Genomic DNA, 23995 nt, shown 5'->3' on the forward strand with positions numbered 1-23995 from the left:
TCCTTTCTTTAAGCTTCAATTGTTTGAAAAACCTCATCCATCACTGCAACAGCCTTGTCGATTTCCGCGGTTGTCACATTCAGCGGCGGCAGGAAACGCAGGACCGTATCATGCGTGCAATTGATGATGACGCCTTTTTCCAAGCACTTCGCGACGATATCGGTACCCTTCATCGCCAGTTCCATCCCGAGCAGTAAGCCTTTGCCGCGTACATCGAGGATAAAGTCATATTTTTCCTTGAATGCCACTAATTTCTCTTTGAAATAGTTGCCCATCTCATTTACATTCGCCAGGATATTCTCGTCCTCGATCGCTTGAACAGTCGCAAAAGCCGCCGCACAAACAAGCGGATTGCCGCCGAAAGTCGAACCATGGTCACCCGGTTTGAAATGGGAAGCGACGACATCCTTCGACAACAGTGCGCCGATCGGAACGCCATTGCCCAAAGCTTTCGCCAACGTCATCACATCCGGTTCCACACCGTAGCCTTCGTAGGCGAACAGCTTGCCTGTTCGGCCCATGCCCGTTTGGACTTCATCAAAGATCAACAGGATATCCTTCTCGTCGCAAAGTGCGCGCACTTGCTGCAGGTAAGTTTGATCGCCCACGTAGACGCCGCCTTCGCCTTGGATCGGTTCCAGCAGGATTGCGCATGTCTTTTCCGAAACTTTGGCGGCCAAAGCCTCAAAGTCATTGAAGGGAACGTAGTGGAAGCCTTCCAGGAACGGATCGTAATCTTTATGGAATTGTTTTTGGCCGGTCGCCGTCAACGTCGCCAACGTGCGGCCGTGGAACGAGTTATCGGCAGTGATGATCTCGTAGCAGCCTTCGCCGTGGACCTCACGTCCGTATTTACGCGCCAATTTGATGGCTCCTTCATTGGCTTCCGCACCGCTATTGCCGAAAAAGACCTTATCCAGAACGGAATTCGTGATCAGTTTTTCCGCCAACTGCACTTGCGGCTCGATCCAATAAAAGTTTGAGCAGTGGACCAGTTTGGCTGCCTGTTCCGCTATCGCAGCCGTCACTTTCGGATGGTTGTGCCCTAACGCGTTCACGGCGATGCCAGCCAAGAAATCCAAATATTGCTTGCCATCCGCATCCTTCAGGTAGCTGCCTTGTCCTTCGACCATACAGATCGCTCCCCGGTTGAAGGTATTCATCAAGTAGGTTTGCCCTTTTGTTTTTATTTCTTCATTCGTCATTCTTTATACCCCTTCCTTATCGCGATCAATCATTGTGCCGATTCCTTCGTCGAAAAAGACTTCCAATAAAATCGAGTGGCGCAGACGGCCGTCGATGATGTGCGCTCCGGCAACGCCGCCCTTCAACGCATCGATGCAGCAGTCCACTTTCGGTACCATCCCACCTGAGATGATGCCATCCGCTTCCAGCGCCTCGATATCTTCGAGCGTGATCCGCGAGATAAGAGAATCCTTATCGTGATAATCACGGAAAATCCCTTCCACATCGGTCAGCAGGATGAATTTGTTTGCCTGGACGGCCTTCGCCACAGCGCCGGCTACATAATCGGCATTGATGTTGTAGCTCATTCCGTCCTTGCCCATTCCGATCGAGGAAATGACCGGGATGTAGCCGCTGTAGATAAGTGACTCCAGCATCTCCTTGTTAACTACTTCGACTTCGCCGACATAGCCGATGTCGATTTTCTCGCCGTTCTTTTCCAAATATTTTTTGCGCGCTTGGATCAGATTGCCGTCTTTGCCTGACAAACCGATGCCTTTTCCTCCGATCTGATTCAGCGTGCCGACGATGTCCTTGTTGACTTTGCCCGCCAACACCATTTCGACGATTTCCATCGTCTCTTTATCGGTCACACGCAGCCCTTGTTCGAAATGGCTCTCGACCTTCAGCTTTTTCAGCATATCGTTGATGGCCGGTCCGCCACCATGGACAAGGATTGGGTGCATACCAACTGACTTCATCAATAACAGATCCTGCATGACGGCTTTTTTCAATTCTTCATTGATCATGGCATTGCCGCCGTATTTGATGACGATGATCTTATCGCGGAAACGGTTGACGTAAGGCAGTACTTCAACAAGCATTTCGGCTTTTTCACAATTACTCTTGTTCATCTTCATCCCGCTCTCAGCTCCTGTAGTCCGCATTTATTTTCACGTAATCGTAAGAGAAGTCGCATGTCCATGTACTGGCGGCTTCCGTGCCCAGATGCAAATCGATCAAAATATTGATTTCATCTGCTTCGAGTATTTTTTTAGCAAGCTCTTCATCGAAGACGACACCCATTCCCGCTTCGCAAAGCTGGATTTCGCCGTTCTTGCTTGAGAAGGCGATGTCGATCACGTCGGCATCGAAGTATTCCGTCTCCGCATAACCGGCAGCTGTGATGACCCGGCCCCAGTTGGCATCCTCGCCGAACATCGCCGTTTTCACCAAGCTTGAAGTCGCGACCGATTTTCCGATCGAAACCGCATCAGCCATTGTCTTCGCGCCGGAAACCAGCACCTCGACAAATTTTGTCGCCCCTTCACCATCCTTGACCAAAAGCTGCGCCAATTGGGAGCAGATGGACAGGACAGCCGCTTCAACTTCGGCATAGCCGGCATCATCAGCGGAAACAATCAACGGATTATCGAGTTTGCCTGTAGAGGCCACAAAAACAGAATCGTTCGTGCTCGTATCCCCATCGATGGTAGCGTGGTTGAAGGTCGCATCCGCGGCTTTCAGCAACATCGCATGTAAAGCTTGTTGGCCGATTGCGACATCGGTTGTGATGTAGCCGAGCATCGTGCCAAGGTTCGGATGGATCATCCCGGATCCCTTGACCATTCCGCCGATGGTAGCCGTCTTGCCGGCGACTTCAAAGGTGAAGCTGACTTCTTTCGGAACCGTGTCCGTCGTCATGATCGCCTTGCTGGCTGCCGCGCCGCCGAATTCAGAAACTTCCGGTGCAATCGCCTTGACCCCTTTTTTCATTGTCTCCATGTTCATGAACATCCCGATGACGCCTGTCGAAGACACCAACACTTCTTCCGGTTGGATGTTCAGTTCTGCAGCAAGGAGCTTCACGGTCTCTTCCACATCGGCTTTGCCTTGTTTGCCTGTGCAGGCATTCGCGTTGCCGCTGTTGATCAGGATCGCCTTGAAGCGGTCATGTTGCTGCAGGGCTTGTTGGTCGTACTGGACCGGAGCCGCTTTGACTTTATTTTTGGTGAAGACGCCCGCAACCGTCGCCCCATCCGGGAAATACAGCAGTGCCATGTCCTTTTTGCGTTTTTTGAAACCGGCGTGGATACCTGCGGCTTGCACACCTGCAGCGGCAGTCACACCGCTTTTATGTAATTTCTTTATCATTTCGTCTGTTTCCTCCTTCAGTCTTCCGTTATTACGGGAAAAGCCCTATCATCTGTAATCCTGTCGTTTCGGCAAGTCCGAACAGCAGGTTCATGTTTTGCACGGCTTGGCCGGCAGCGCCCTTCATCAAGTTGTCGATGACCGATACGATGATGACGCGGCCTGTGCGTTCGTCGTAGGTGACACCCAATTGGCAATTGTTTGTGCCTTTTACCGATTTCGTCATCGGCCACATGCCCGCTGGGAGAACCTGCACAAACGGTTCATCGGCGTAAGCTTCCTCAAAAAGGGCCTGAATTTCAGCTGCCGTCGTTTTTTCCTTGACCGTCGCATAGATAGTGCTGAGGATGCCTCGGCTCATCGGCACCAGATGCGGCGTAAATTGGATCATCGTCTCCGTTCCGGCCATCTCCGTCAGCAACTGCTCGATTTCCGGTGTATGACGGTGATGCGCTACACCGTAGGCTTTGAAGCTGCTTTCCACCTCAGTGAAAAGGTTCGCTACGTTGCCGGCGCGGCCAGCTCCGGAAGTGCCGGATTTGGAATCGCAAACGATGCTGTTCGGCACGACCCAGCCTTTCTTCATCAAAGGCATCAAGCCCAGAAGGATGCTCGTCACGAAGCAGCCCGGGTTGGCGATGACCGCTGCATCCTTGATCGCATCGCGGTTCCATTCAGGCAGGCCGTAGACCGCTTCCTCCAACAAACCCGGCTCTGTGTGCGGCACCTTGTACCATTCTTCATAGACCGCCGCATCCTTCAAGCGGAAATCAGCTCCCAGATCGATGACTTTTTTGCCTTTTTCTTTGGCTTTTTTGGCTATCGGCAAGGCGTGTCCATGCGGCAAAGCCACAAAAATAACATCGCTGTCCGTCGTAACTTGTTCCAGATCCAATTCTTCGCAAGTGTGATCGACGTTGCCCAACAGGTGCGGAAAAAGATGCTGGATCTTTTGACCCGCATACGTACGGGAGGTCAGATGATCCAGGACCACATCCTCGCGCAATCCCAATAATCGGACTAATTCCACCCCCGTGTAACCTGTTGCTCCAATGATACTGACATGAATCATACTTCCCATCCCCCTTTTTTTATTTGTTGCAAAAACAGGCCAAGCCCGTTTTGCAAAGTCTTGCAGATATACAAAAAAACTTCCGTGCCTATACCAAACCAAATAGATTGATTCAGTATAGGGACGAAAGTTCGTGGTGCCACCCTTATTTTCCATCTATACGCGCACAGACGGACTCAAGTATTGCTACTTTTGCGATAACGGGGCAACCGGATTAAACTTTATGGTTCACATTCAGCTTATCAACTCAAAGTTCCTTTTCATCCATCGCGGTTGACCTTGCTTTCACCATCCAAGGTTCGCTTCACTGTGCAAATGGACTACTCTTCTTGTCAAAGTTTTTGTTTGTGTTAGATGTTGTTTGACATTTTCATTAAATTTATCATCTGTTTTTCACTTTGTCAATCAAACTTTTGGAATAAATAAATTTCCTAAGGTCGCAGCCATGATCGCCTTGATCGAATGCATGCGATTTTCGGCTTGTTCAAACTGAAGACCGTGCTTGCTGCGGAAGGCCGCATCGGTCACTTCCATCTCGCGCATGCCGAATGTATCCGCGATTTCCTGGCCGTATTGCGTTTTTGTATCATGGAAAGCCGGCAGACAGTGCAACAGGATCACGTCGTCGTTGCCGGTCTTCTCAATCATCTCCATATTGATCTGGTAAGGAGTCAACAATTCGATACGCTCTTCGAATTTATCCTCTTCACCCATCGATACCCATACATCGGTGTAAAGGACATCGGCGGCTTTTACGCCTTTGGCCACATCGGCCGTGATTTCGATTTTGCTGCCGCTCTTTTCAGCGAATTTCTGGGCCATCTCAACCAATTCCTCGTTCGGGAACAGCGATTCCGGCGCGCAGATCGTGACATGCACACCGAGGATAGCGCCGGTAACCAACAGGCTGTTGGCGACATTGTTGCGTCCGTCCCCGACATAGACCAATTTAAGTCCGGCTAATTTTCCGAAATGCTCTTTGACCGTCAGGAAATCGGCGATCATTTGGGTCGGATGCCACTCATCCGTCAAGCCGTTCCATACCGGTACACCGGCATATTTCGCAAGATCTTCGACTGTTTTTTGGCTAAAGCCACGGAACTCGATACCATCGAACATGCTGCCGAGTACTTTAGCGGTATCTTCAACGGATTCCTTTTTGCCCAATTGAATGTCATTTTTCCCGAGATATTCCGGATGCGCCCCAAGATCGATGGCAGCCACTGTAAAAGCAGCTCTAGTACGAGTGGAGGCTTTTTCGAACAAAAGGGCAATGTTTTTGCCTTCCAGATAACGGTGCGGAATATTTCGTTTCTTCAGATCCTTCAAATGCGCCGAAAAATCAATCAGATACTCCAATTCTTCCCGAGTGAAATCTTTTTCCGCCAATAAGCTTCTTCCTTGAAATACTTGTTCCAAAATTCCGCCATCCCCTTTTAATGTTATTCTCACTGTCGCTCTTGCGAACGATCATTTCCGAGTCATGATGCAACTATTATTGGACTCATTTTATACCCAATTCTAATGGATTACAAACCTTATTTTAATCTAACGGTTATAATCCGACCAAATACGGGCAGCAGGAGACACTCTTCCACTACGGAACATTTGTTTGCAAAAATTTTTATTTGACAATGATACGGATTGGGATTATCCTAGAGACAACTTAATTGAATAGTCTTCAGGGACGGGTGAAAATCCCTACCGGTGGTAAAGCCCACGAGCCGTTAAGGCAGATTCGGTTAAATTCCGAAGCCGACAGTCAGAGTCTGGATGAGAGAAGACAGAAACCATTTTCGAGTGGGCATACGTTTATTTGCCATGCAAATAACACTTGTTCGCCATTCGTTCATGAATCGGAATGTCAATCCCTGGGTGTAGTGTATACCCAGGGATTTTTTGGCCTTATTTAGCTGGCCTTCCTTTGTCGAGCCCTGAAGCAGAAATGTTCAGGGCTTTTTATTTTGGAAATGGGAGGCACACAAAGATGCAAGATAAGGATACATACTTTATGCAAATGGCGCTGGGACTTGCCGAGAAAGGCCGCGGTGCCGTTGCCCCGAATCCGATGGTCGGCGCCATCATCGTCAAGGACGGACGCATCATCGGGTCCGGCTACCACGAAAAAATCGGGGAAGGCCATGCTGAAGTGAACGCGTTCCGCTCGGCAACAGAAGATGTGGCCGGTGCAACCATCTATGTGACTCTGGAACCCTGCTCCCATTTCGGCAAAACACCGCCCTGCTCCGACAAAATCATCGAAAAGAAAATCGGTCGAGTTGTCATCGCGGCTTTGGATCCGAATCCTTTGGTTTCCGGACGCGGCGTCAAGAAACTGCAGGCTGCCGGCATCGAAGTAATAACCGGCGTCCTGGCTGAAGAAAGCAGCCGTTTGAATGAAATATTCATGAAATACATCGTAAAAAAAGAACCCTTCGTCGTCATGAAAGCAGCGATGTCCCTGGACGGAAAGATTGCGACCCGAACCGGCGAATCGCAATGGATCACCGGACCTGCCGCCAGGGAACGCGTGCACCAACTACGCAGCGCCCTCACCGGCATCATGGTCGGTGTCCAGACCGTCATCATGGACGATCCGCAACTGACTTCCCGCATTCCGGGAGGAAAAAATCCGCTGCGGATCATCGTCGACAGCACCTTGCGCATCCCTTTGGAAGCAAAAGTGCTCCAAGATCAGGATGTGGCCAAGACTCTTATCGCAACGACAGAATGGGCGGACCGCAATAAAGCCGCACTGCTCGAAGCAGCCGGCATCGAGCTTTTGACTGTACCGACCAAGGATGGCCGGACCGATCTGAAGGCGCTGATGAAAGTTCTCGGAGAGCGCGGCATCGACAGCATCCTCTTGGAGGGCGGCGCCACTTTGAACTTTGCCGCATTGCAAGCAGGCATCGTCGACAAGGTGCAAGTCTACATCGCCCCGAAACTGATCGGCGGGGAAACGGCAAAAACACCTGTCGGCGGAGAAGGTATCGAGAAGCTGAGCCAAGCTTTCAGCGTCATCGAGTTGAAGGCCAGCACCGTTGGGGAAGATATCCTCTTGGAAGGCTACCTTTCCAAGAACGAATAATAGAGGAAAGTGGGAGGACATTCATGTTTACTGGAATCATCGAAGAAGTCGGCACCTTAAAAGGCATCCGTCATAGCCAAAAATCTTCCGTCGTCACTATCGGCGGAAAAAAAGTGCTGATCGGAACAAAAATCGGCGACAGCATCTCCACCAACGGCGTCTGCCTGACGGTAACGAAGCTGCATAAGGATGCCTTCGATGCCGACGTCATGCCGGAAACGCTGCAACGCTCAAACCTTGGCGGCCTGCAGATGGGCGGCCGCGTCAATCTGGAACGGGCATTGCAGCTTGATACCCGCCTGGGCGGGCACATCGTCAGCGGCCACATCGATGGCACCGGATCGATCAAGGAATACCGCAAGGACGATAATGCCGTCTGGATCACCATCTCAGCCGGCCCCGAACTGCTCCGCTACATCATCGAAAAAGGCTCGATCGCCATCGACGGCGTCAGTCTGACTGTGGCGACGGTCGACAGCGGCTCGTTCCAGGTATCCATCATTCCCCATACCGGAGCGGAGACGATCCTGCTCGAGAAGAAATTGGGCGACACGGTCAATCTGGAGTGCGACATCATCGGAAAATACGTGGAAAAACTGCTGGGCCTGAGCCCTAAAACACAAACAAAACAAAGCAACCTATCTGAAGCTTTCTTGCAAGAGAACGGCTTTTTCTAAAAGAAATAAGGAGGGAAACATACATGTTCAATACATCTGAAGAAATCATCGCGGACATCAAAGCCGGCAAAATCATCGTGCTTGTCGATGATGAGGATCGCGAAAATGAAGGCGATCTGATCTGCGCAGCGGAATTCGCGACGCCGAAAAACATCAATTTCATGGCCATCTACGCGAAAGGTTTGATCTGCATGCCGATGGATCGGACACTCACCGAAAAACTGGTACTGACTCCGATGGTGGACCGCAACACCGATAATCATGGGACAGCCTTCACCGTCGCCATCGACCATGTCGAGACGACCACCGGCATCTCAGCCTTCGAACGCTCTTTGACCGTCATGAAGGCAGTTGAGGATGACGCCAAGCCCGAAGATTTCCGCAGACCCGGCCACATTTTCCCGCTGAAAGCTGTGGACAATGGCGTACTCGCGCGCAACGGCCACACCGAAGCCACCGTCGACTTGGCGCGTCTGGCCGGGCTGAAGCCAGCAGGGCTCTGCTGCGAAATCATGGCCGATGACGGCACGATGATGCGCACAGCCGAACTGATCACTTTCGCCAAAGAGCATGACCTGAAGATCGGCACGATCGCTGACCTGATCGCTTATCGCAAAGAGAACGAGCAGCTCTACAAACGTGAAGGCCAGGCCAAGCTGCCCACAAAATACGGTGAGTTCGACATCTACACTTACGTGAGCAAAATCGACGCGGATGAGCATCACGTTGCCTTGGTCATGGGCGATGTCACGACGGAAGAACCCGTTCTGGTCCGCGTCCATTCCGAATGCTTGACCGGCGACGTCTTCGGATCGAAACGCTGCGACTGTGGCCAGCAATTGGACGCGGCCATGAAGCAGATCGCCGAAGCAGGTCGCGGAGTTTTGGTCTATTTGCGCCAGGAAGGTCGCGGCATCGGCCTCGTCAATAAAATCCATGCTTATGCGCTGCAGGATCAAGGCTACGATACGGTTGACGCCAATCTGATGCTCGGATTCCCCAGCGATCTCCGCGAATACTACATGGCTGATGAGATGCTTCAGGATTTGGGCGTCAAAGAGATCCGGCTTTTGACGAATAACCCGCTTAAAATAGAAGGATTAAAAAAGCACGGCCTGAAAGTCATCGAACGAATCCCGATCCAGCTGGAAATTTTCGACGAAACGCAACGCTACATGGAAACAAAGAAGCAAAAGATGGGGCATTATTTAGATTTATAAAAAAACAACCAAACAGGAGGAAAACAAAATGAACATCATCGAAGGACAATTAATTGCACAGGATTTAAAAATCGCTATCGTGGTGGCACGTTTCAACGAATTCATCGGCTCAAAATTGGTGGGCGGCGCTTTGGACGGCCTGAAACGCCATGGCGTAGCTGAAGATGCCATCGACTTGGCATGGGTACCAGGCGCATACGAAATCCCGTTGGTAGCGCAAAAAATGGCAGCTTCCGGAAAATATGATGCCGTCATCACTTTGGGCGCTGTCATCAAGGGTGCAACGGCACATTTCGATTACGTCTGTTCCGAAGTGTCCAAAGGCGTAGCGACAGCTTCCATGAATACCGGCGTTCCGGTCATCTTCGGTGTCCTGACAACCGACACGATCGAACAAGCCATCGAGCGCGCCGGTACGAAAGCGGGCAATAAAGGCTATGATTGTGCTGTATCTGCCATCGAAATGGCCAACCTGCTCAAAAATTTATAAAAATTATGGGAAAACGAATGTTCAAAGGTGTTCACACCATCATCCTTGACTACGACGGCACTATCCATGACAGTACCCGGAATTACATCTATGCTTTCAAACAAGCCTATGCTTTTCTTGTTGAAGCCGGCCACGCTGCTCCCAGGGATTGGGCGGATGCAGAAATCACGAAGTGGCTGGGCTACAGCAGCAAAGCGATGTGGGAAAATTTCATGCCCGACTTGGACGAAGACATCCGATCGAAGGCCTCAAAAATGATCGGGCAGATTCTGCTGGAAAAAGCTCAAAATGGGCAGGCTATTCTTTACGAAGGCGCTCTGGAAACCTTGCAGGCATTGAAGGAAAAAGGCTATCGCCTAATATTTTTGAGCAACTGCAGCCGGGCCTATATGGAAGCCCATCGGGAAAGCTTCGGCTTGGACCGTTACTTCGACGGCATGTACTGCACCGAAGACTTCAGCTTCATCCCAAAATATGAAATCTTCGAATCGATCGAATCTGTTTTCCCTGGCGGCTACCTGATTGTGGGCGACCGTTTCCAGGACATCGAAGTCGCCGAACATCATCCCGTCCGCACAGTGGGCTGCCGTTACGGCTTCGGTTTCCCCGGGGAACTGGAATCGGCGGATGTGCTGATAGACGATATCCGCGAATTGAATGACTTGCTTTAACAATCAAAAGAGGCTGGGATTTTGTCCCAGCCTCTTTTTGCGCTTCCGGATATGAGGTGCCTAAACATGGAAGAGCCTACATAAACAGGCTTCCTCGGCTGTTTGTAAAACTATGATTGCATATCAGCCGACACAAAGAAGATTCCTTGACTGTTTGCAAAGTAGCGACTGCACATCAGCCGACACAACGGGACTCCTCGGCTATTCGCAAGGAAGCGCATGACGGACAACCGACGAAGCACACTTCCACCGGAAATTCCGATTCCCCCATCTTATCGATCTCGCCGGATTTATGCTGTTCAATCCGGTACCGTAGCTTTTAACCGATCCAGCAAGCGATAAAGCAGCTTCCGGTTGCTCGCGGGTATCGGATAATTCCGAATTTCTGCTGACGTCTGCGTATAGGCGGTGCCGTCCAAGAAGGCCGCATCGTTCTGGAGAATGCTTTCGATGCTTTCCTTTGTGGATTCGAAATGGAACTGCAGACCGATCACATTTTCTTTATAGATAAAACCCTGATTCGGACAGACTTCGCTTGTGAACAGGCGCTCCGCTCCTTCCGGCAAGCCGAATTGCTCCCCGTGCCAATGGAACACGACCAGTTCCTCAGGCAGTTCGCCTAGCGTTTCCGATTTCATCGTCCGGATCGGCAGCCAACCTGCTTCCCGGTATTCCCCCTGAAAAATGTCAGCCCCCAAAGCTTTGGCGATCTGCTGTCCGCCCAGACAAACTCCGAAGACCGGCTTTCCCTGGCTGATGAGTACACGGATGAACTGCCTTTCCTCTTCCAGCCAAGGCAGTTCATCCAGGACGCTCATGGGACCGCCCAATATCACAAGGAAATCCGTTCTCTCCGCTTTCGGCAAAGCTTCCCCCAGAAATAGGCGGTATACCTTATATTCGTTTCCGGTCTGCCGGCACCAATTCTCGATCTCCGCCGGCCCTTCAAAATCCACGTGCTGTAAAATTGCGATTTCCATGCTGATCCCTCCTTAAAATTGATTATTCCATCATAATATATGAGCCCGCAACCGTCACCCATCGCCGGGTTATTGAGTGCAGATGCAGGTGGAGAATGTTATGATAGACCTATAGAAAACACTTGATCCAAAGCCATTTCCGAAGGGAGCAAGCACCATGAGAAACCTGGACAAAGAAATTGCGATCATCCAAAAATTCAAAGCCGAGCACCCGGACAAAGCCTACAAACTCTACATCGAGACAAGCGATGACTTCGACTTCCATGACGAAACCGAAAGCGAAGACTACATCGCCATCCTCATCGCCGAATTGGAAACCGAAACGCCCGTAGAAAATCCGTTTTTGGAAGGCACATCCGCCTACACTTGGGATGCCGAATACGTCATCTACATCGACAAACCCACTACCGCTGACCGGGAATTGATCACGAAGCTTTATTATGATGAACTGCTCCAATATGTCTGAAGGAAATCATCCTTCAGGCATTTTTTCGTCCGTTTCGTCTTTAGCAGTTCCCTCCGAAACACGCTCTAGGGGCTTATGCCCTAATTCTTTTCCCTCATCGGTCCCACTCCCGCTTGGCTCCGGCTTTTTGGATGAACGCAGCAGCTTCTCCACGAGCAGTTTGACCAAGTGATCCAGTTCAGCCATCACAATCCCTCCCCTGCTTTTTTCATTATCATACAATATCCGCCCGAATATTTCGGGATATTTTTGTACTTTTTGGTCCCCATCTCAAAGTTTACGTTCAGTTTATCCCCTGTTGATATAGTCATACCAAGGTTTACAGAACACAAAAAGTAGACCAAATCGAAGGAGGAAAAATAATGAGTCAGAATTTCGAGAATGCGATCAGAGAGCGGTTTGAGCAAGGCTTCAAAAATTGGAATAATGGGTACGATGCTTGGCTGGATTGGTGCGAAACTTTGTATGAGCCGGATGCGCACTACAATGTCTACAGCGACCGCCTGACTTTGCAGCAGTACAAGGACATGATGGGGCAACTTTTCCAGGCCTATGACATCGAACTCGGCGAATTCCATAATATGATCGTGGAAGGTGAATGGGGTGCCATCCGCTATAACGTCTATATCATCGACAAACGCACCGGTGAACGGATTGAACAGAAAACGATGGAATTCGTCAAATTCAAAGAAAATCCTGAACCGATCGGGGCACGCGTCGTAGAAGGCTGGGCATTGTCCGACAAACCGCTTTCCGCCCACTGATATCAAGTCATTACCGTCTCCCGACAACACAAAAACAGCCTCCGGAATTCCGCATGTTACGGACTTCTGGAGGCTGTTCATTTTATCCTGGTTGCGGCAAACCAATCAGTCGTTCAAAGACTGTTCGGACAGCCATTGCATCAATGTAATCTCTGTTCCGTCGATCACTGTCGATACTTCGTTGTTGTGGACATATACCCAAGAGAAATGGCCATTGTATTGATAAGGCGTGCCGTCCGCATTTGTGTACAGACCGGAAGTGTCCTCGACCTTATCAAACAGGGTCAAGTACACATCTGCATCAGCAGCCACCAAGCGGTCGTAGGTAGGCAGCGTATTGATTGCTGGAGGCAGCACCATGTCGTTTGCGGCTGCAGTGAACCAGATTGGAGTCTGCGCCAGATTCTGGATGTCCGCATCCGAGATCAAAATATCATTCAAACCTTCGCAGACAGGGAAAGCGGCAGCAAAGTAGTCAGGGTAATCACGCGCCATCAGCATCGTCATGTAGCCACCGTTGGACGGTCCGCCGATATAGATCCGGTCGGTGTCGACATCCGGATTGTTGGCGACGTACTCCTCGATCAGCGCCATCAAAGCATCTTCGTATTTGGAAGAACCATCCGCTCTTCCGCCGATTCCGTCCATCCAATATGTCGGTGTCTGCGGAGCCAAAACATAGGCCCCATCGAAGTAGGACTGGATCTCATCCGTAGCCAAAGCAGTCGCTTTGTTGGCAGCCAACGGGATTGTCGCATCCGTTCCGCCTTCCCCGCCTCCGTGCAGCCAGATGATCAGTGGATTTTCTTGGTTGTCCTTTGCTGGGCTGTAGTCGGCATAAGTCAATGTGACGTCCCCGAAGGTCGATGCGCCGGTTTCGAAGTCTTCGATGATTTGCTTGGTTGTACCGGCAAACTCGGTGACGAATAGACCGGATACGGTGCCTGCCGGCGTTTCGATAGCCGTCTGCTGCGTGATGGTGTAGGTATTCGTCGTCCAATCATTGCGACCGGTAGCGACCTGATAGTTCAAAGCAGAGCTCAGGGCCAAAGTTGGACCGTATTCCATTTCCAGCACAGCATATTTGCCCGTCTGAACGGCTGGATTACCGTCTTTGTCGGCCACGTAGGCATTGGTGACATTCACGATGCCCTCGCCCAGCAAGGAAAGTTCCAAACGGCTGTCGCTTCTTGAGACATGGACGCTGAATGTATCCGCAGTCACGGAACCTTGCGGAACCGGTCTGCCCAAGTCCACGATGATTTTTGTCACGGTGGCGCCCCAGTCCTTCACTTCGATGACCGTTTCATAGGAGGCAGGCTGGGTCTTCAACTCTTTTGCCGAAACCGGGTCGGCCGTTGCAAACAGCCCTCCTAAAACCACTGCGCTCAATGCCGTTACTTTAGCCATTTTTTTCACTCTACCCATCATATTCTTTTTCCTCCCGATCTATCTGTTTTTTTGTATTGAAGCCTATCAGACTAATGCGTTGTCCAATTCAGTTGCTTCCGTTTGCTGTTGTGCTTCCACTTCTTGTTTATATGCGGCTTTGTCCATGACTTTGAAGAACGGCAGATAGACGAAATAGCTCACAGCGATCATAAGCGCTTGATAGATAGCCCATCTCCAGCCACCTGCCATCAATCCGTTGATGATGACCGGAACACCCAATGGTACCGCGATACCCGGCAGGTAAGGCAGGATGCCTGTCAGCATGCCCAGATAGGAAGTGACGGCGATGATCAAAGGCACCAGGATAAATGGGATAGCCAAAGTGAAGTTCATGATGATCGGCATCCCGAAGATGATCGGTTCATTGATGCCGCAGATGTTCGGTATCAAGCTCAATTTGCCAAGTACACGGTATTGCTCCGATCTTGCCCGCATCATCGCCATCGCCAACCCTAAGGTAGCGCCTGAACCCATGAATACGACCATCCCGAACATACTTCCGGAAACGATATTCGGGATTTCCAGACCAGCGTTATACGCTGCCAAGTTTTCGGTACCAAGCGGTGTCCAAATCGGCATAAATACACTGTAGACAACCATCGCACCATGCACACCGACCAACCAGAGAATCTGTGCCGCAAACATGGCAACCAAGAGTGCCGTGAAGCTTCCGCCCAGTTTGGTCAAAGGTGCCGCCACAACTGAAAAGATGAAGGAGTGGATATCGGCATAGGCAGTCAATGTCATCATGTAACGGATCGCCAAGGCGATGACGGCAAGCACCAAACCAGGAACCAGACCGGAGAATGATTTGGATACAGTCGGCGGCACACCATCCGGCATTTTGATGACCCAACCTTTAATTTTAAAAATGGTATAAACTTTCGCAGACAATAATGCGACAAGAAAAGCTGTAAACAATCCCGGTGCACCCATCCAAGTAGCGGGCAGCGAGGCCAATGTATTTGTTTCTGTGTAATTGAACGGTGTCACGATCAAGAAGCTCATCAAGGCCAGAATCCCTGCTGGCGTACCGTCGATATCATAGGATTCTGCAAACTTCGCAGCGATCAGATAAACAACATAGATTGCCAAAAGGTTGGTCGTAATTTCGGCAGGGATGACCGTAATCGCTTTCAAACCGGTGTTGACCAAAAAATCCTGATAGCCTTGAACCGGGAAACTGTTCACGAGACTTCCCAAGGCACCCACGATCGTAATCGGCATCGCTGACATCAGTCCATTCGTGATGGCACTGATATATTTGTTGTTTTGGATCGCACCCGCACCACGTTGTAAACTCATTTGCACATTCGAAAAATCAGCCATTCTTTTCAGCCCCCTATTTGTTTAATAAATTCAAAGCATCCGCCAATATTTTTTTGCCGTTCATCATACCGTAATCCATCGATGGAATCGTTGCGATTGCAACCGAATGGCTACTGTACTTCTTTTTAAAGCTCTCTTCCATGTAACCGACTTGCGGTCCCAACAAGAGAATGTCGACATTCTGGATCAGTTTATCCACTTTCCCTTCCGCCGTAGCATCGATGTTGACTTCCATCCCTCTTTCTTTTGCCGCATCTTTCATCCGTTCGACCAACATGCTGGTGGAGAAGCCTCCGGCACAAGCCAACATAATTGAAAGTGTCATGCAATCCCCTCCTGCTTCATTTTTTGTGTATGCAACAAATGGACTTCTTCTCTCAGTTGGATCAGGTGCTGCGCCAGATCTCTCACGGTCATAGCGTTCATCACATGATCCTGTGCGTGGACCATCAGCAGTGTCGTGCTGGTCGGTTTTCCTCTGATTTCTTCTTGGATAATCGCAGTCTGCAGATCATGCGCCTTGTTCAAGGCAGTCCTTGCCTCCCCCATCAACTTGCCGGCTTCCTTAAACTCGCCCTTTTCAGCAGCCTGGATAGCTTTCATGCTGTACGCGCGGGCATCTCCCCCGTGTATGATCAGCTGCATAATGATTTTCTCCTCGTCTTCCAAATGAATCCCTCCTGTCCTTTATCCTTTCATTTATAGATATGCAAAAACCGTGCCAACACACATGATGCACACTGCCACGTGCAACAAAAAAATCTGTGTCGCCAAAACGACACAGATTTTTTGAATTTATGCAGTTGTGTGTCAGCTATTCGCTATATAGGACACACTTCGGGCCAAGTAAGCATAGGCGACATGGTTCAGCATGTCTTCGTTGATGATTTCGAGATGCTCCCGGAAATAATCCAGGAAAAGATTCTTGAGTTTGGGAACGATATATTTGTCCTGCGGAAACGAAACCATCCCTTTTTCAAAATGAGGAATCTGTTCTTTGCGCTTGATTTTCCGCAGCATGCCGATGATATGGAAAGAAAGGCCGATTTTATCACTCACGAACAGGGAAGGACTCATCATTTCGTTCACCTCATCATTGAAGCGATAAATGCTGGACAGCAACTCCTCGATTTCAGGCATGTCGTAATACTTCAGAATCGTTTCCTTAATCGAACGGTACGTATAGATTTCGTCGATGCAGTCCTGAATCCGTTGCAGTCCTATCCGGTTCATGACCGTATACAGTTCAAAGGTCGGATACTCCGTTTTGATCGCAAAGGTGCTGATGACACAGATGATTTCGTACTCCTTCGTTAATTCCTGAAGGCGTGCATAAATGCTCTCTTTGCCGACCAAATTGATCGGCACAATCGTTATCTCCTTCTCATCAAAGGAAAGCTCCTTGCGGATGATGTCACGAATCGTTACGGCTGTCCCCTCTCCGGTCAGGCAAATCGAAATGATCGCCAACGGTCGGAAATGAAATGAATCATTAGCTTGCGGCCGAACTTTCGGCTGCTGTACCTGTTCCGCTTCCTTCCTGTCCTGATAGATGGCCATATAGTCATTTACCTTCAGTGTTTCGACGTAGACTTCACGCAGACCGCAACCGATCATCGCTTTTCTGCTGGCTTCGAGGACATGCATGGTGCTCACGAGCGGAATGGACTTAGCTTTCAGAGGGAACAGTTTCTCCAATTCCCCCGCAAAAGTCGTCAGGCTGCCCATGTCCACCAGCAGCAGGATGTCATCGGTGATCTGATGGTTTTTGATGTAACGGACCAGCCTTTCGAACACTTGCTGGGGCTCCTCATCCAAACGCGCATTGATTCCGATGGCCCCTTCGTGGTTCAACAGCTGGTTCGCCGTGTCGCAAAGTGCCGAGGCAATCCCCGATCCGTGCGCAATCACAATGACCTGCACTTTCGCCAATCTTTCGATCGCATCCATCTCATCGTGCATCAGGAACATGATGAAATAACTCGCTTCCTCTTCCGGAATAACCACACCAAGATCCGCTTCCAGAATAGTCATGCACTCCTTCGCGACGCCGTACATCTCCGGATACTTGTCGATGATCGCTTCATGCATGTCATTCTTCAGCACATGGTCTTGTTGGCTTCGCTTCACAAGGTTGTAGATATGAATAGCCATCATCTGGAAAACCTTGTCGCTCACTACCTTACCCGTCTTAATGGTGACATGGCGGAGGATTTTCTCCAGTTCCTTGATGATGTTATCCGGCACAAGTGCGATTAGGTTTTCTTTGTTGCAAAAAAGTTGTTCCTTTTCTCCGGTCAATTTGAAATAAGTCTTCAGATCATGCTCCATCGCTTTTTGGATCTCTTCCGCGCTGGCTTTGTTCTGCTCCAATTCCCGATAGCGTGTGTTCATTTCCCGGTAGATGGTGCTTTCACTCGGAACGCTGACTTCCGTAACGGTAGCGGTGGATGGCAAATATTGGATCGCCTGTCGGTTCGTAACTTCGTATTTTGACCACATCTGGCGGTGAGCCGCATTGCTGAGCAGCCCCGCCCGGATATAATCCGGCAAATCTTTACTGCTGACTCTCAGATAATCCTCTTTGACTGCCAAAAACCGGGCATAGCTTTTCGCGAAAGCGATCCGGATATCTGCTTTGAATTGCCCAATATTCAATTCACACTTGTAGTGCAGAAAAGCTTTCAGCGCATTCTTGCTGAAATACATCGGCACCCCCAACTGATCTACTTCCTGTTGGACGAATGTATCGAACAACTGATGTCTTTCTTCGATTGACCTTTCCCTCAAACTGGGCAGATCGATGATGATCGGCAGTCTGCGGATGAATGTCTTCAAAAGTGTATCCTTTTTTTCAGTCGTCGCGCCGATGATCAGGACATTGGCATGATGATCTTTTTCGGATTCGCCGAGCCGCCGGAAAACACCGCGGTCGATATAGGTGAACAGCATCTCCTGTCCTTCGATCGGTAACCGGTGGATTTCATCCAGAAACAAAATCCCGCCGTTCGCCTTCTCCAGAAGTCCCGGCTTGTTGGTCTCCGCCCCGGTGTAGGCGCCTTTGACGTGGCCAAACAGTTGGCTCATCAACAGCTGCGGGTTATGGGCATAATCAGCGCAATTGAACTGGATGAACGGCGAGGCCTCCGCCAGTTTTCCGGACTGGATGCCGTATTTGTGCAGCAAATCGGCGAACAAAGATTTCCCTACGCCAGTCTCGCCCAGCAAGAGCATATGCATGCCGTCCCCCGGATAAAGGATGGCAGCCTTCCCTTGTTCGATCTGATGGAACAGGCTCGGATTACGCTTCAGGAACTTGTCCATGTCCACCATTTTAGGCGTTTCCTTCGGTACCCCAGTCTTTGGTACCCTCTTGTGGGTGCATGGAAAAAAGCGTACCGGTCTGGTCTTCTCTTTGTAGCAGCGCTGTTCTTTGTGCAACTGGTTCAGGTCGCGCGAAATATTGCTGCGATCACTCTGCAACCTGTAGGCAATCTCTTCGGCCGTTATCCCCTGCTTCTTCTCTTCATAAAGCATGCCCAGTGCCTCAAGCACTTTCTCGATCCTCTGCAAAAATCATCACTCCTCAGAAAAGCGTTTACATCTTCAACAATCGTACCATATTTTTATGACAGACGAATACAAAAACGTTCAATCTGACCTATTGTTTTGCTCTATTTGAGTGCTAAGGCGAAAATTGGCAAAGATGAAAGTAAAAATGGACATATTGCCCCAATCCTTTTCTGATCGGATACGATATAATGAACTCTAAATTCTTAACTACAAGAGAGGACTGCACATGATTAGTATCTTATTGGTTCGGAAAATTGCCCAACTGTTCCTCATCATGATTTTGGGTTATCTGTTGGTAAAACTGAGAATTCTGAAAACGGAAGAGAGTATCGTCTTGTCGAAACTATCGTTGTATCTAGTGATGCCTGCCGTGATACTCAGCGCTTTTCAGGTCGACTTCAAGCCGGAAATCCAAGCAGGCTTGATGCTGGCCTTTGTGGCGGCTGTTGCCATCCACATACTCCTGCTCATAATCGGACACATCTCGGGTAGTCTGTTCCATTTTGAGGAAATTGATATTGCGTCCATCATCTATTCCAATGCAGGAAATTTGATCATTCCCATTGTAACAGCCGTTTTGGGGACTGAATGGGTCATCTATTCCACGGCATTTCTGTCCGTTCAATTGATTTTCCTGTGGACGCACTGCAAATTGATGTTCTCAAAAGAAAAGAAACCTCATTTTCGGAAAATCATTCTCAATGTAAACATGATCGCCATTTTTATTGGCGTGCTGTCCATGTTGTCGGGAAGCCGCTTGCCGGCCATCCTCAATGAAACATTGGCTTCAATCGGTTCCATGATCGGACCGCTGGGCATGCTGATCACAGGCATGATCGTCGCTGGTATGGATATGAAACACGTATTCACAAGCAAAAAAGTTTATGCAGTAACCTTCTTCAGAATGATTCTTTGTCCGGCCATCATCCTGTTGCTGCTGAAACTCAGCAATGCCGCTAGTTTGGTGAATAACGGCACGGAAATATTACTCATCACCTTCTTGGCCACCGTGACCCCCGCAGCCTCCACTGTGACGCAATTCGCGCAGGTGCACGACAAGAATGCAGCATACGCAGGTGCGATCAACATCATGACCACGCTGCTATGTATCGTAACCATGCCCATCTTCGTCATTCTGTATTATATTTGAAAAAAAATCCTTGGAAACTATTGAAGACAAGCACTTCAATGTTCCAAGGATTTTTTGTTAAGATTTATGGGTAATGAGGGGCTCGAACCCCCGACCCGCTGATTAAGAGTCAGCTGCTCTGCCAACTGAGCTAATTACCCCTATCACGTACTGAACACGTAACAAATGTTATTTTACTCCCCTTTTCAATAAAATGCAATAACATTATGAAAAAAAGAGTCCACATCCGGATAGGTTCTCCGGGGTGGACTCTTCATTGTGTTCATCGCTAGATTAGATACTTGCCCAAACGTTTTCCAATACATTCGTTTGATTGCGGTCAGGTCCCACTGAGAAAGTGGAGATGCGGACGCCAACGGTTTCTTGAACGCGACGGACATAGTTGCGCGCATTTTCAGGAAGCTCTTCCAAAGTACGGCAACCAGTGATGTCTTCGCTCCAGCCTGGAAGTTCTTCGTAGACAGGCGTGCATTGCGCCAATTCCTTCAAGCTTGCTGGATAGTGGTAAATCAATTCGCCTTCAGCATTTTTGTAGGCGGTACAGATTTTCACTGTTTCCAAGCCGCTCAAAACATCAATTGAGTTCAAGCATAGGTTGGTGATACCTGAAACGCGTTTTGAATGACGCATAACAACTGCATCAAACCAGCCGATACGGCGCGGTCTGCCAGTTGTTGTTCCGTATTCGCGGCCAACTTCGCGGATTTGGTTTCCTACTTCGTCGAACAATTCAGTTGGGAACGGGCCATCGCCGACACGGGAAGTGTAAGCCTTGCAGACACCGACAACTTTATCGATCTTGGTAGGGCCCACACCACTACCGATGGTTACGCCACCAGCAACCGGGTTGGAAGAAGTAACGAATGGATAAGTACCTTGGTCGATATCCAACATAACCCCTTGTGCGCCTTCAAATAGGACACGTTTGCCTGCATCCAATACATCGTTCAAGATAACCGATGTATCACACACGTATTTTTTGATTTCTTGTCCGTACTGATAATATTCTTCAAAAATATCTTCGAATTTGATTTCTACAGAATCGAACATTTTTGTGAATTGACGGTTCTTTTCTTCCAAGTTGATTTTCAGACGCTCTTCAAAGATTTCTTTGTCCAACAAATCGGCTACCCGGATACCGACACGCGCTGCTTTATCCATGTAAGCTGGCCCGATGCCTTTGATGGTCGTACCGATTTTGTTTTCGCCTTTTGAATCCTCTTGAAGCTGATCCAATTGAATATGATAAGGCAAAATGACGTGGGCACGGTCGGAAATACGTAGGTTATCCGTGTTGATGCCGTGATCTTTCAAATATGCCAATTCTTTGATCAATGATTTCGGATTCACTACTACGCCGTTTCCGATCACGCTGATTTTTTCTGGATAAAAAATGCCGGATGGAATTAAGTGCAATTTGTATGTAACGCCATCAAACTGGATTGTGTGGCCAGCATTGTCCCCGCCTTGATATCTAGCGATTACTTCTGCATTCTCACTAAGGAAATCTGTAATCTTCCCTTTACCTTCGTCTCCCCATTGAGTCCCAACAACTACTACTGAAGTCATTATTTACTCCACCTCATCTAATTTATTCATAATACTATGCTAGTTTACCAATATTACCTATGTCTTTCAATAAAGAATCAGATAAAAGCGCTCATTTCTGAACAATTTGTCCAAAAATATCAACTAATTTCCGGCATATAGCTCATCGAAGAAAATTTATTGAATTCCTTTTTGAACAGGAGCTTGACGGTTCCCCGCGCCCCGCTCCGGTTTTTTTCGATGATGACCTCTACGACATTATTCTCTTGCTCATCCCGTTCCGGTTCTTCGCCGCCTTCACGTTCGTAATAGTCGTCGCGGTACAGGAAAGCAACGATATCGGCATCCTGCTCGATCGATCCTGATTCACGGATATCGCTCAATACCGGACGTTTGTCTTGCCTTTGCTCCACGCCACGGGACAATTGGGAAAGGGCGATGACCGGTACTTTCAGTTCCTTCGCCAACTTCTTCAATTGACGCGAAATGTCTGAAACTTCTTGTTGACGGCTTTCGCGGTTGTTCCCTTCAATCAGCTGCAAGTAGTCAATCACAATAAGTCCTAACTTTCCCTGTTCCTGCAGCAAGCGACGACTTTTTGCCCTTATTTCCGCAATCCGTATACCTGGTGTATCATCTATAAAAATCTTGGACTGTCCCAAAGTCCCCATCGCCATGATCAGGTTGGACCACTCATCTTCAGAAAGCTGCCCTGTCCTCAAGTGACCGGCATCGATGTTCCCTTCCGCACACAGCATCCGGTTAACCAACGACTCCGCCCCCATTTCCAAACTGAAAATGGCAACTACCTGATCCGCCTTGGTTGCGACATTCTGTGCGATGTTCAGAGCAAAGGCGGTCTTACCGACCGCCGGACGAGCTGCCAGGATGATCAATTCTTCTTTCTGAAGACCCGCCGTCATTTTATCCAAGGCGATGTATCCGGTGGGCACCCCTGTGACGTCATCGCTTTGTTGGGCCAGCGACTCGATGTTCTGCAGCGACGCCGAAACGACATCCGATATGCGGATGAAACCGGAGCGATTTCTCCGTTCGGATACCTGAAGAATATTCTGTTCGGCGCTGTCCAACATCACGGCAAGCTCATCACCCTCTTCATAGCCTTTGCGGACGATTTCTGTAGCCGAGCGGATCAGGTTGCGCAAAATCGATTTCTCTTCTACTATCTTGGCGTAATATTCCACGTTGGCTGAAGTCGGTACCGCAACCGCCAATTCGGCCAAATACTCCATACCGCCAGCATTTTCAAGCTGATTCTTCGTATCCAACTCATTCGCGATTGTGACGACGTCTATCGCTTCGTTTCGGTTGTTCAATTGCAAAATCGCGTCAAAAATAATCTGATGATTTTTTCGGTAAAAATCAGATGTTTCAAGGTATTCCAAAACATTCACAACCGTTTCAGGATCCAAAAAAATGGAGCCCAGAACGGATTGCTCTGCTTCTATACTATGAGGAGGTATGCGATCTTGAAGTGTTTCTTCCATTTTATATTTTCACCCTTTAGGTTTTATTCATTTCGACAAGGAACCGGTTACTGGTTTACCCATCTTTCGCTCTCTTATTGTACTGTAAACTGGAGGCTTTTACAACCAACGAAAGGGAACGCTTGTTCTGTTTCGAGTCAATATTTATCCCCCTCTACACAAGCAAAAAGACAGAGATGGTTATCCCTGTCTTTCGTTTATATCTGGAAAATTATTATCCTTCAGTCACTTGGACAGTCAACATCGCTGTCACTTCCGGATGAATTTTTACGGGCATTTTCGTGAAACCTAATGCTCGGATAGGACTGTCTAATTCAATTTTCCGCTTATCCAATTTAACATTATGTTGCTTCTGTAATGCTTCAGCAACCTGTTTCGTTGTTATCGAACCAAACAAACGACCATCTTCGCCAATTTTTGCGGACAATTTGATGATTGATTCATCCTTCTCCAGAAGTGCCTTTAATTCTTGAGCAGCGGCTAACTCCTCAGCCTGCTTCTTCTCTTCAGCCTTCTTTTGGCCTTTCAATGCAGAAATCGTAGCAGCATTCGCTTCTTCCGCTTTACGGTTTTTGATCAGGAAATTAGCGTAGCCATCCGCAATATCTTTGACTTCCCCTTTTTTCCCTTTACCTTTAACGTCCTCTAAAAATACAACTTTCATT

General features: G+C 48.9%; 23 protein-coding genes, 1 tRNA gene, 1 riboswitch and 1 other annotated feature. Of the genes, 8 read left to right on the forward strand and 16 right to left on the reverse strand.

The window, feature by feature from the left end:
• Positions 1-8 precede the first annotated feature (8 nt).
• The 5 genes from ACKPCD_RS02110 to argF all read right to left on the reverse strand — a co-directional run bounded on the left by ACKPCD_RS02110 (position 9) and on the right by argF (position 5833).
• Complete coding sequence (locus tag ACKPCD_RS02110) at positions 9-1205, reverse strand: acetylornithine transaminase (RefSeq protein ID WP_321433864.1); 1197 nt, start codon at positions 1203-1205, stop codon at positions 9-11.
• A 3-nt stretch (positions 1206-1208) separates the two neighbouring features.
• A complete protein-coding gene (argB, locus tag ACKPCD_RS02115; RefSeq protein ID WP_288924763.1) occupies positions 1209-2105 on the reverse strand; it encodes an acetylglutamate kinase in 897 nt (298 codons plus the stop codon).
• A 7-nt stretch (positions 2106-2112) separates the two neighbouring features.
• On the reverse strand, positions 2113-3339 hold the full coding sequence (gene argJ, locus ACKPCD_RS02120) for a bifunctional glutamate N-acetyltransferase/amino-acid acetyltransferase ArgJ (RefSeq protein ID WP_321433865.1): 1227 nt from the start codon (positions 3337-3339) through the stop codon (positions 2113-2115).
• A gap of 31 nt (positions 3340-3370) precedes the next feature.
• Positions 3371-4411 (reverse strand): N-acetyl-gamma-glutamyl-phosphate reductase, encoded by a 1041-nt coding sequence (argC, locus tag ACKPCD_RS02125; RefSeq protein WP_321433866.1) that lies wholly within the window; start codon positions 4409-4411, stop codon positions 3371-3373.
• Between the two features lie 116 nt (positions 4412-4527).
• Positions 4528-4756 (reverse strand) — a binding site (T-box leader).
• Positions 4757-4816: 60 nt separating this feature from the next.
• Positions 4817-5833, reverse strand: coding sequence for an ornithine carbamoyltransferase (gene argF / locus ACKPCD_RS02130; protein WP_321434527.1), 1017 nt, complete (start codon positions 5831-5833; stop codon positions 4817-4819).
• Between the two features lie 251 nt (positions 5834-6084).
• Positions 6085-6200, forward strand: a riboswitch (FMN riboswitch).
• 198 nt (positions 6201-6398) lie between these two features.
• Between argF and ribD the strand changes: the two genes are divergently transcribed.
• From ribD to ACKPCD_RS02155, 5 genes are read left to right on the forward strand one after another with little or no spacing between them, the layout of a single operon-like run.
• Positions 6399-7502, forward strand: a complete 1104-nt coding sequence (ribD, locus tag ACKPCD_RS02135) for a bifunctional diaminohydroxyphosphoribosylaminopyrimidine deaminase/5-amino-6-(5-phosphoribosylamino)uracil reductase RibD (RefSeq protein ID WP_321433867.1) — start codon at positions 6399-6401, stop codon at positions 7500-7502.
• A gap of 23 nt (positions 7503-7525) precedes the next feature.
• Positions 7526-8179 carry a riboflavin synthase gene (locus ACKPCD_RS02140; RefSeq protein WP_321433868.1) on the forward strand — a complete coding sequence of 218 codons (654 nt, stop codon included), beginning with the start codon at positions 7526-7528 and terminating at the stop codon, positions 8177-8179.
• 23 nt (positions 8180-8202) lie between these two features.
• On the forward strand, positions 8203-9399 hold the full coding sequence (locus ACKPCD_RS02145) for a bifunctional 3,4-dihydroxy-2-butanone-4-phosphate synthase/GTP cyclohydrolase II (protein WP_321433869.1): 1197 nt from the start codon (positions 8203-8205) through the stop codon (positions 9397-9399).
• Between the two features lie 28 nt (positions 9400-9427).
• Positions 9428-9889, forward strand: a complete 462-nt coding sequence (gene ribH, locus ACKPCD_RS02150; RefSeq protein ID WP_086628735.1) for a 6,7-dimethyl-8-ribityllumazine synthase — start codon at positions 9428-9430, stop codon at positions 9887-9889.
• Between the two features lie 17 nt (positions 9890-9906).
• A complete protein-coding gene (locus ACKPCD_RS02155) occupies positions 9907-10560 on the forward strand; it encodes an HAD family hydrolase (protein ID WP_321433870.1) in 654 nt (217 codons plus the stop codon).
• A gap of 299 nt (positions 10561-10859) precedes the next feature.
• Here ACKPCD_RS02155 and ACKPCD_RS02160 read toward each other — a convergent pair whose 3' ends face one another.
• On the reverse strand, positions 10860-11540 hold the full coding sequence (locus tag ACKPCD_RS02160) for a type 1 glutamine amidotransferase (protein ID WP_321433871.1): 681 nt from the start codon (positions 11538-11540) through the stop codon (positions 10860-10862).
• Between the two features lie 157 nt (positions 11541-11697).
• Between ACKPCD_RS02160 and ACKPCD_RS02165 the strand changes: the two genes are divergently transcribed.
• On the forward strand, positions 11698-12006 hold the full coding sequence (locus tag ACKPCD_RS02165; protein ID WP_321433872.1) for a hypothetical protein: 309 nt from the start codon (positions 11698-11700) through the stop codon (positions 12004-12006).
• A 6-nt stretch (positions 12007-12012) separates the two neighbouring features.
• Here ACKPCD_RS02165 and ACKPCD_RS02170 read toward each other — a convergent pair whose 3' ends face one another.
• Positions 12013-12192 carry a hypothetical protein gene (locus ACKPCD_RS02170; protein ID WP_086989407.1) on the reverse strand — a complete coding sequence of 60 codons (180 nt, stop codon included), beginning with the start codon at positions 12190-12192 and terminating at the stop codon, positions 12013-12015.
• 176 nt (positions 12193-12368) lie between these two features.
• On the opposite strand from ACKPCD_RS02170, the gene ACKPCD_RS02175 reads away from it, so the two are divergent.
• Positions 12369-12770, forward strand: coding sequence for a nuclear transport factor 2 family protein (locus tag ACKPCD_RS02175; RefSeq protein ID WP_068561476.1), 402 nt, complete (start codon positions 12369-12371; stop codon positions 12768-12770).
• Between the two features lie 105 nt (positions 12771-12875).
• Here the strand turns inward: ACKPCD_RS02175 and ACKPCD_RS02180 are convergent, their stop codons facing one another.
• From ACKPCD_RS02180 to ACKPCD_RS02200, 5 genes are all read right to left on the reverse strand, one after another.
• The gene (locus ACKPCD_RS02180) at positions 12876-14201 is read right to left on the reverse strand and encodes a prolyl oligopeptidase family serine peptidase (protein WP_321433873.1); all 1326 of its coding nucleotides are present in this window, start codon (positions 14199-14201) and stop codon (positions 12876-12878) included.
• A gap of 45 nt (positions 14202-14246) precedes the next feature.
• On the reverse strand, positions 14247-15551 hold the full coding sequence (locus ACKPCD_RS02185; RefSeq protein ID WP_321433874.1) for a PTS sugar transporter subunit IIC: 1305 nt from the start codon (positions 15549-15551) through the stop codon (positions 14247-14249).
• 13 nt (positions 15552-15564) lie between these two features.
• Complete coding sequence (locus ACKPCD_RS02190) at positions 15565-15876, reverse strand: PTS sugar transporter subunit IIB (protein ID WP_321433875.1); 312 nt, start codon at positions 15874-15876, stop codon at positions 15565-15567.
• Positions 15873-16220 carry a PTS lactose/cellobiose transporter subunit IIA gene (locus ACKPCD_RS02195; protein ID WP_321433876.1) on the reverse strand — a complete coding sequence of 116 codons (348 nt, stop codon included), beginning with the start codon at positions 16218-16220 and terminating at the stop codon, positions 15873-15875. Before ACKPCD_RS02195 ends, ACKPCD_RS02190 begins: the two co-directional genes overlap by 4 nt.
• A gap of 141 nt (positions 16221-16361) precedes the next feature.
• Positions 16362-19124, reverse strand: coding sequence for a sigma-54-dependent transcriptional regulator (locus ACKPCD_RS02200; protein WP_321433877.1), 2763 nt, complete (start codon positions 19122-19124; stop codon positions 16362-16364).
• Positions 19125-19350: 226 nt separating this feature from the next.
• Here ACKPCD_RS02200 and ACKPCD_RS02205 point away from each other — a divergent pair, with 226 nt between their 5' ends.
• A complete protein-coding gene (locus ACKPCD_RS02205; protein WP_321433878.1) occupies positions 19351-20274 on the forward strand; it encodes an AEC family transporter in 924 nt (307 codons plus the stop codon).
• Positions 20275-20341: 67 nt separating this feature from the next.
• Here the strand turns inward: ACKPCD_RS02205 and ACKPCD_RS02210 are convergent.
• The 4 genes from ACKPCD_RS02210 to rplI form a co-directional block, all read right to left on the reverse strand.
• Positions 20342-20414, reverse strand: a tRNA-Lys gene (locus tag ACKPCD_RS02210).
• Between the two features lie 133 nt (positions 20415-20547).
• Positions 20548-21843 (reverse strand): adenylosuccinate synthase, encoded by a 1296-nt coding sequence (locus tag ACKPCD_RS02215; protein WP_068561486.1) that lies wholly within the window; start codon positions 21841-21843, stop codon positions 20548-20550.
• A gap of 119 nt (positions 21844-21962) precedes the next feature.
• Positions 21963-23330 carry a replicative DNA helicase gene (dnaB, locus tag ACKPCD_RS02220; RefSeq protein WP_068561487.1) on the reverse strand — a complete coding sequence of 456 codons (1368 nt, stop codon included), beginning with the start codon at positions 23328-23330 and terminating at the stop codon, positions 21963-21965.
• A gap of 214 nt (positions 23331-23544) precedes the next feature.
• Positions 23545-23994: a 50S ribosomal protein L9 gene (rplI, locus tag ACKPCD_RS02225; RefSeq protein ID WP_086989402.1), complete on the reverse strand. Its 450-nt coding sequence runs from the start codon at positions 23992-23994 to the stop codon at positions 23545-23547.
• Position 23995 lies beyond the last annotated feature (1 nt).

Source organism: Trichococcus flocculiformis (assembly GCF_963662535.1).
GTDB lineage: Bacteria > Bacillota > Bacilli > Lactobacillales > Aerococcaceae > Trichococcus > Trichococcus flocculiformis.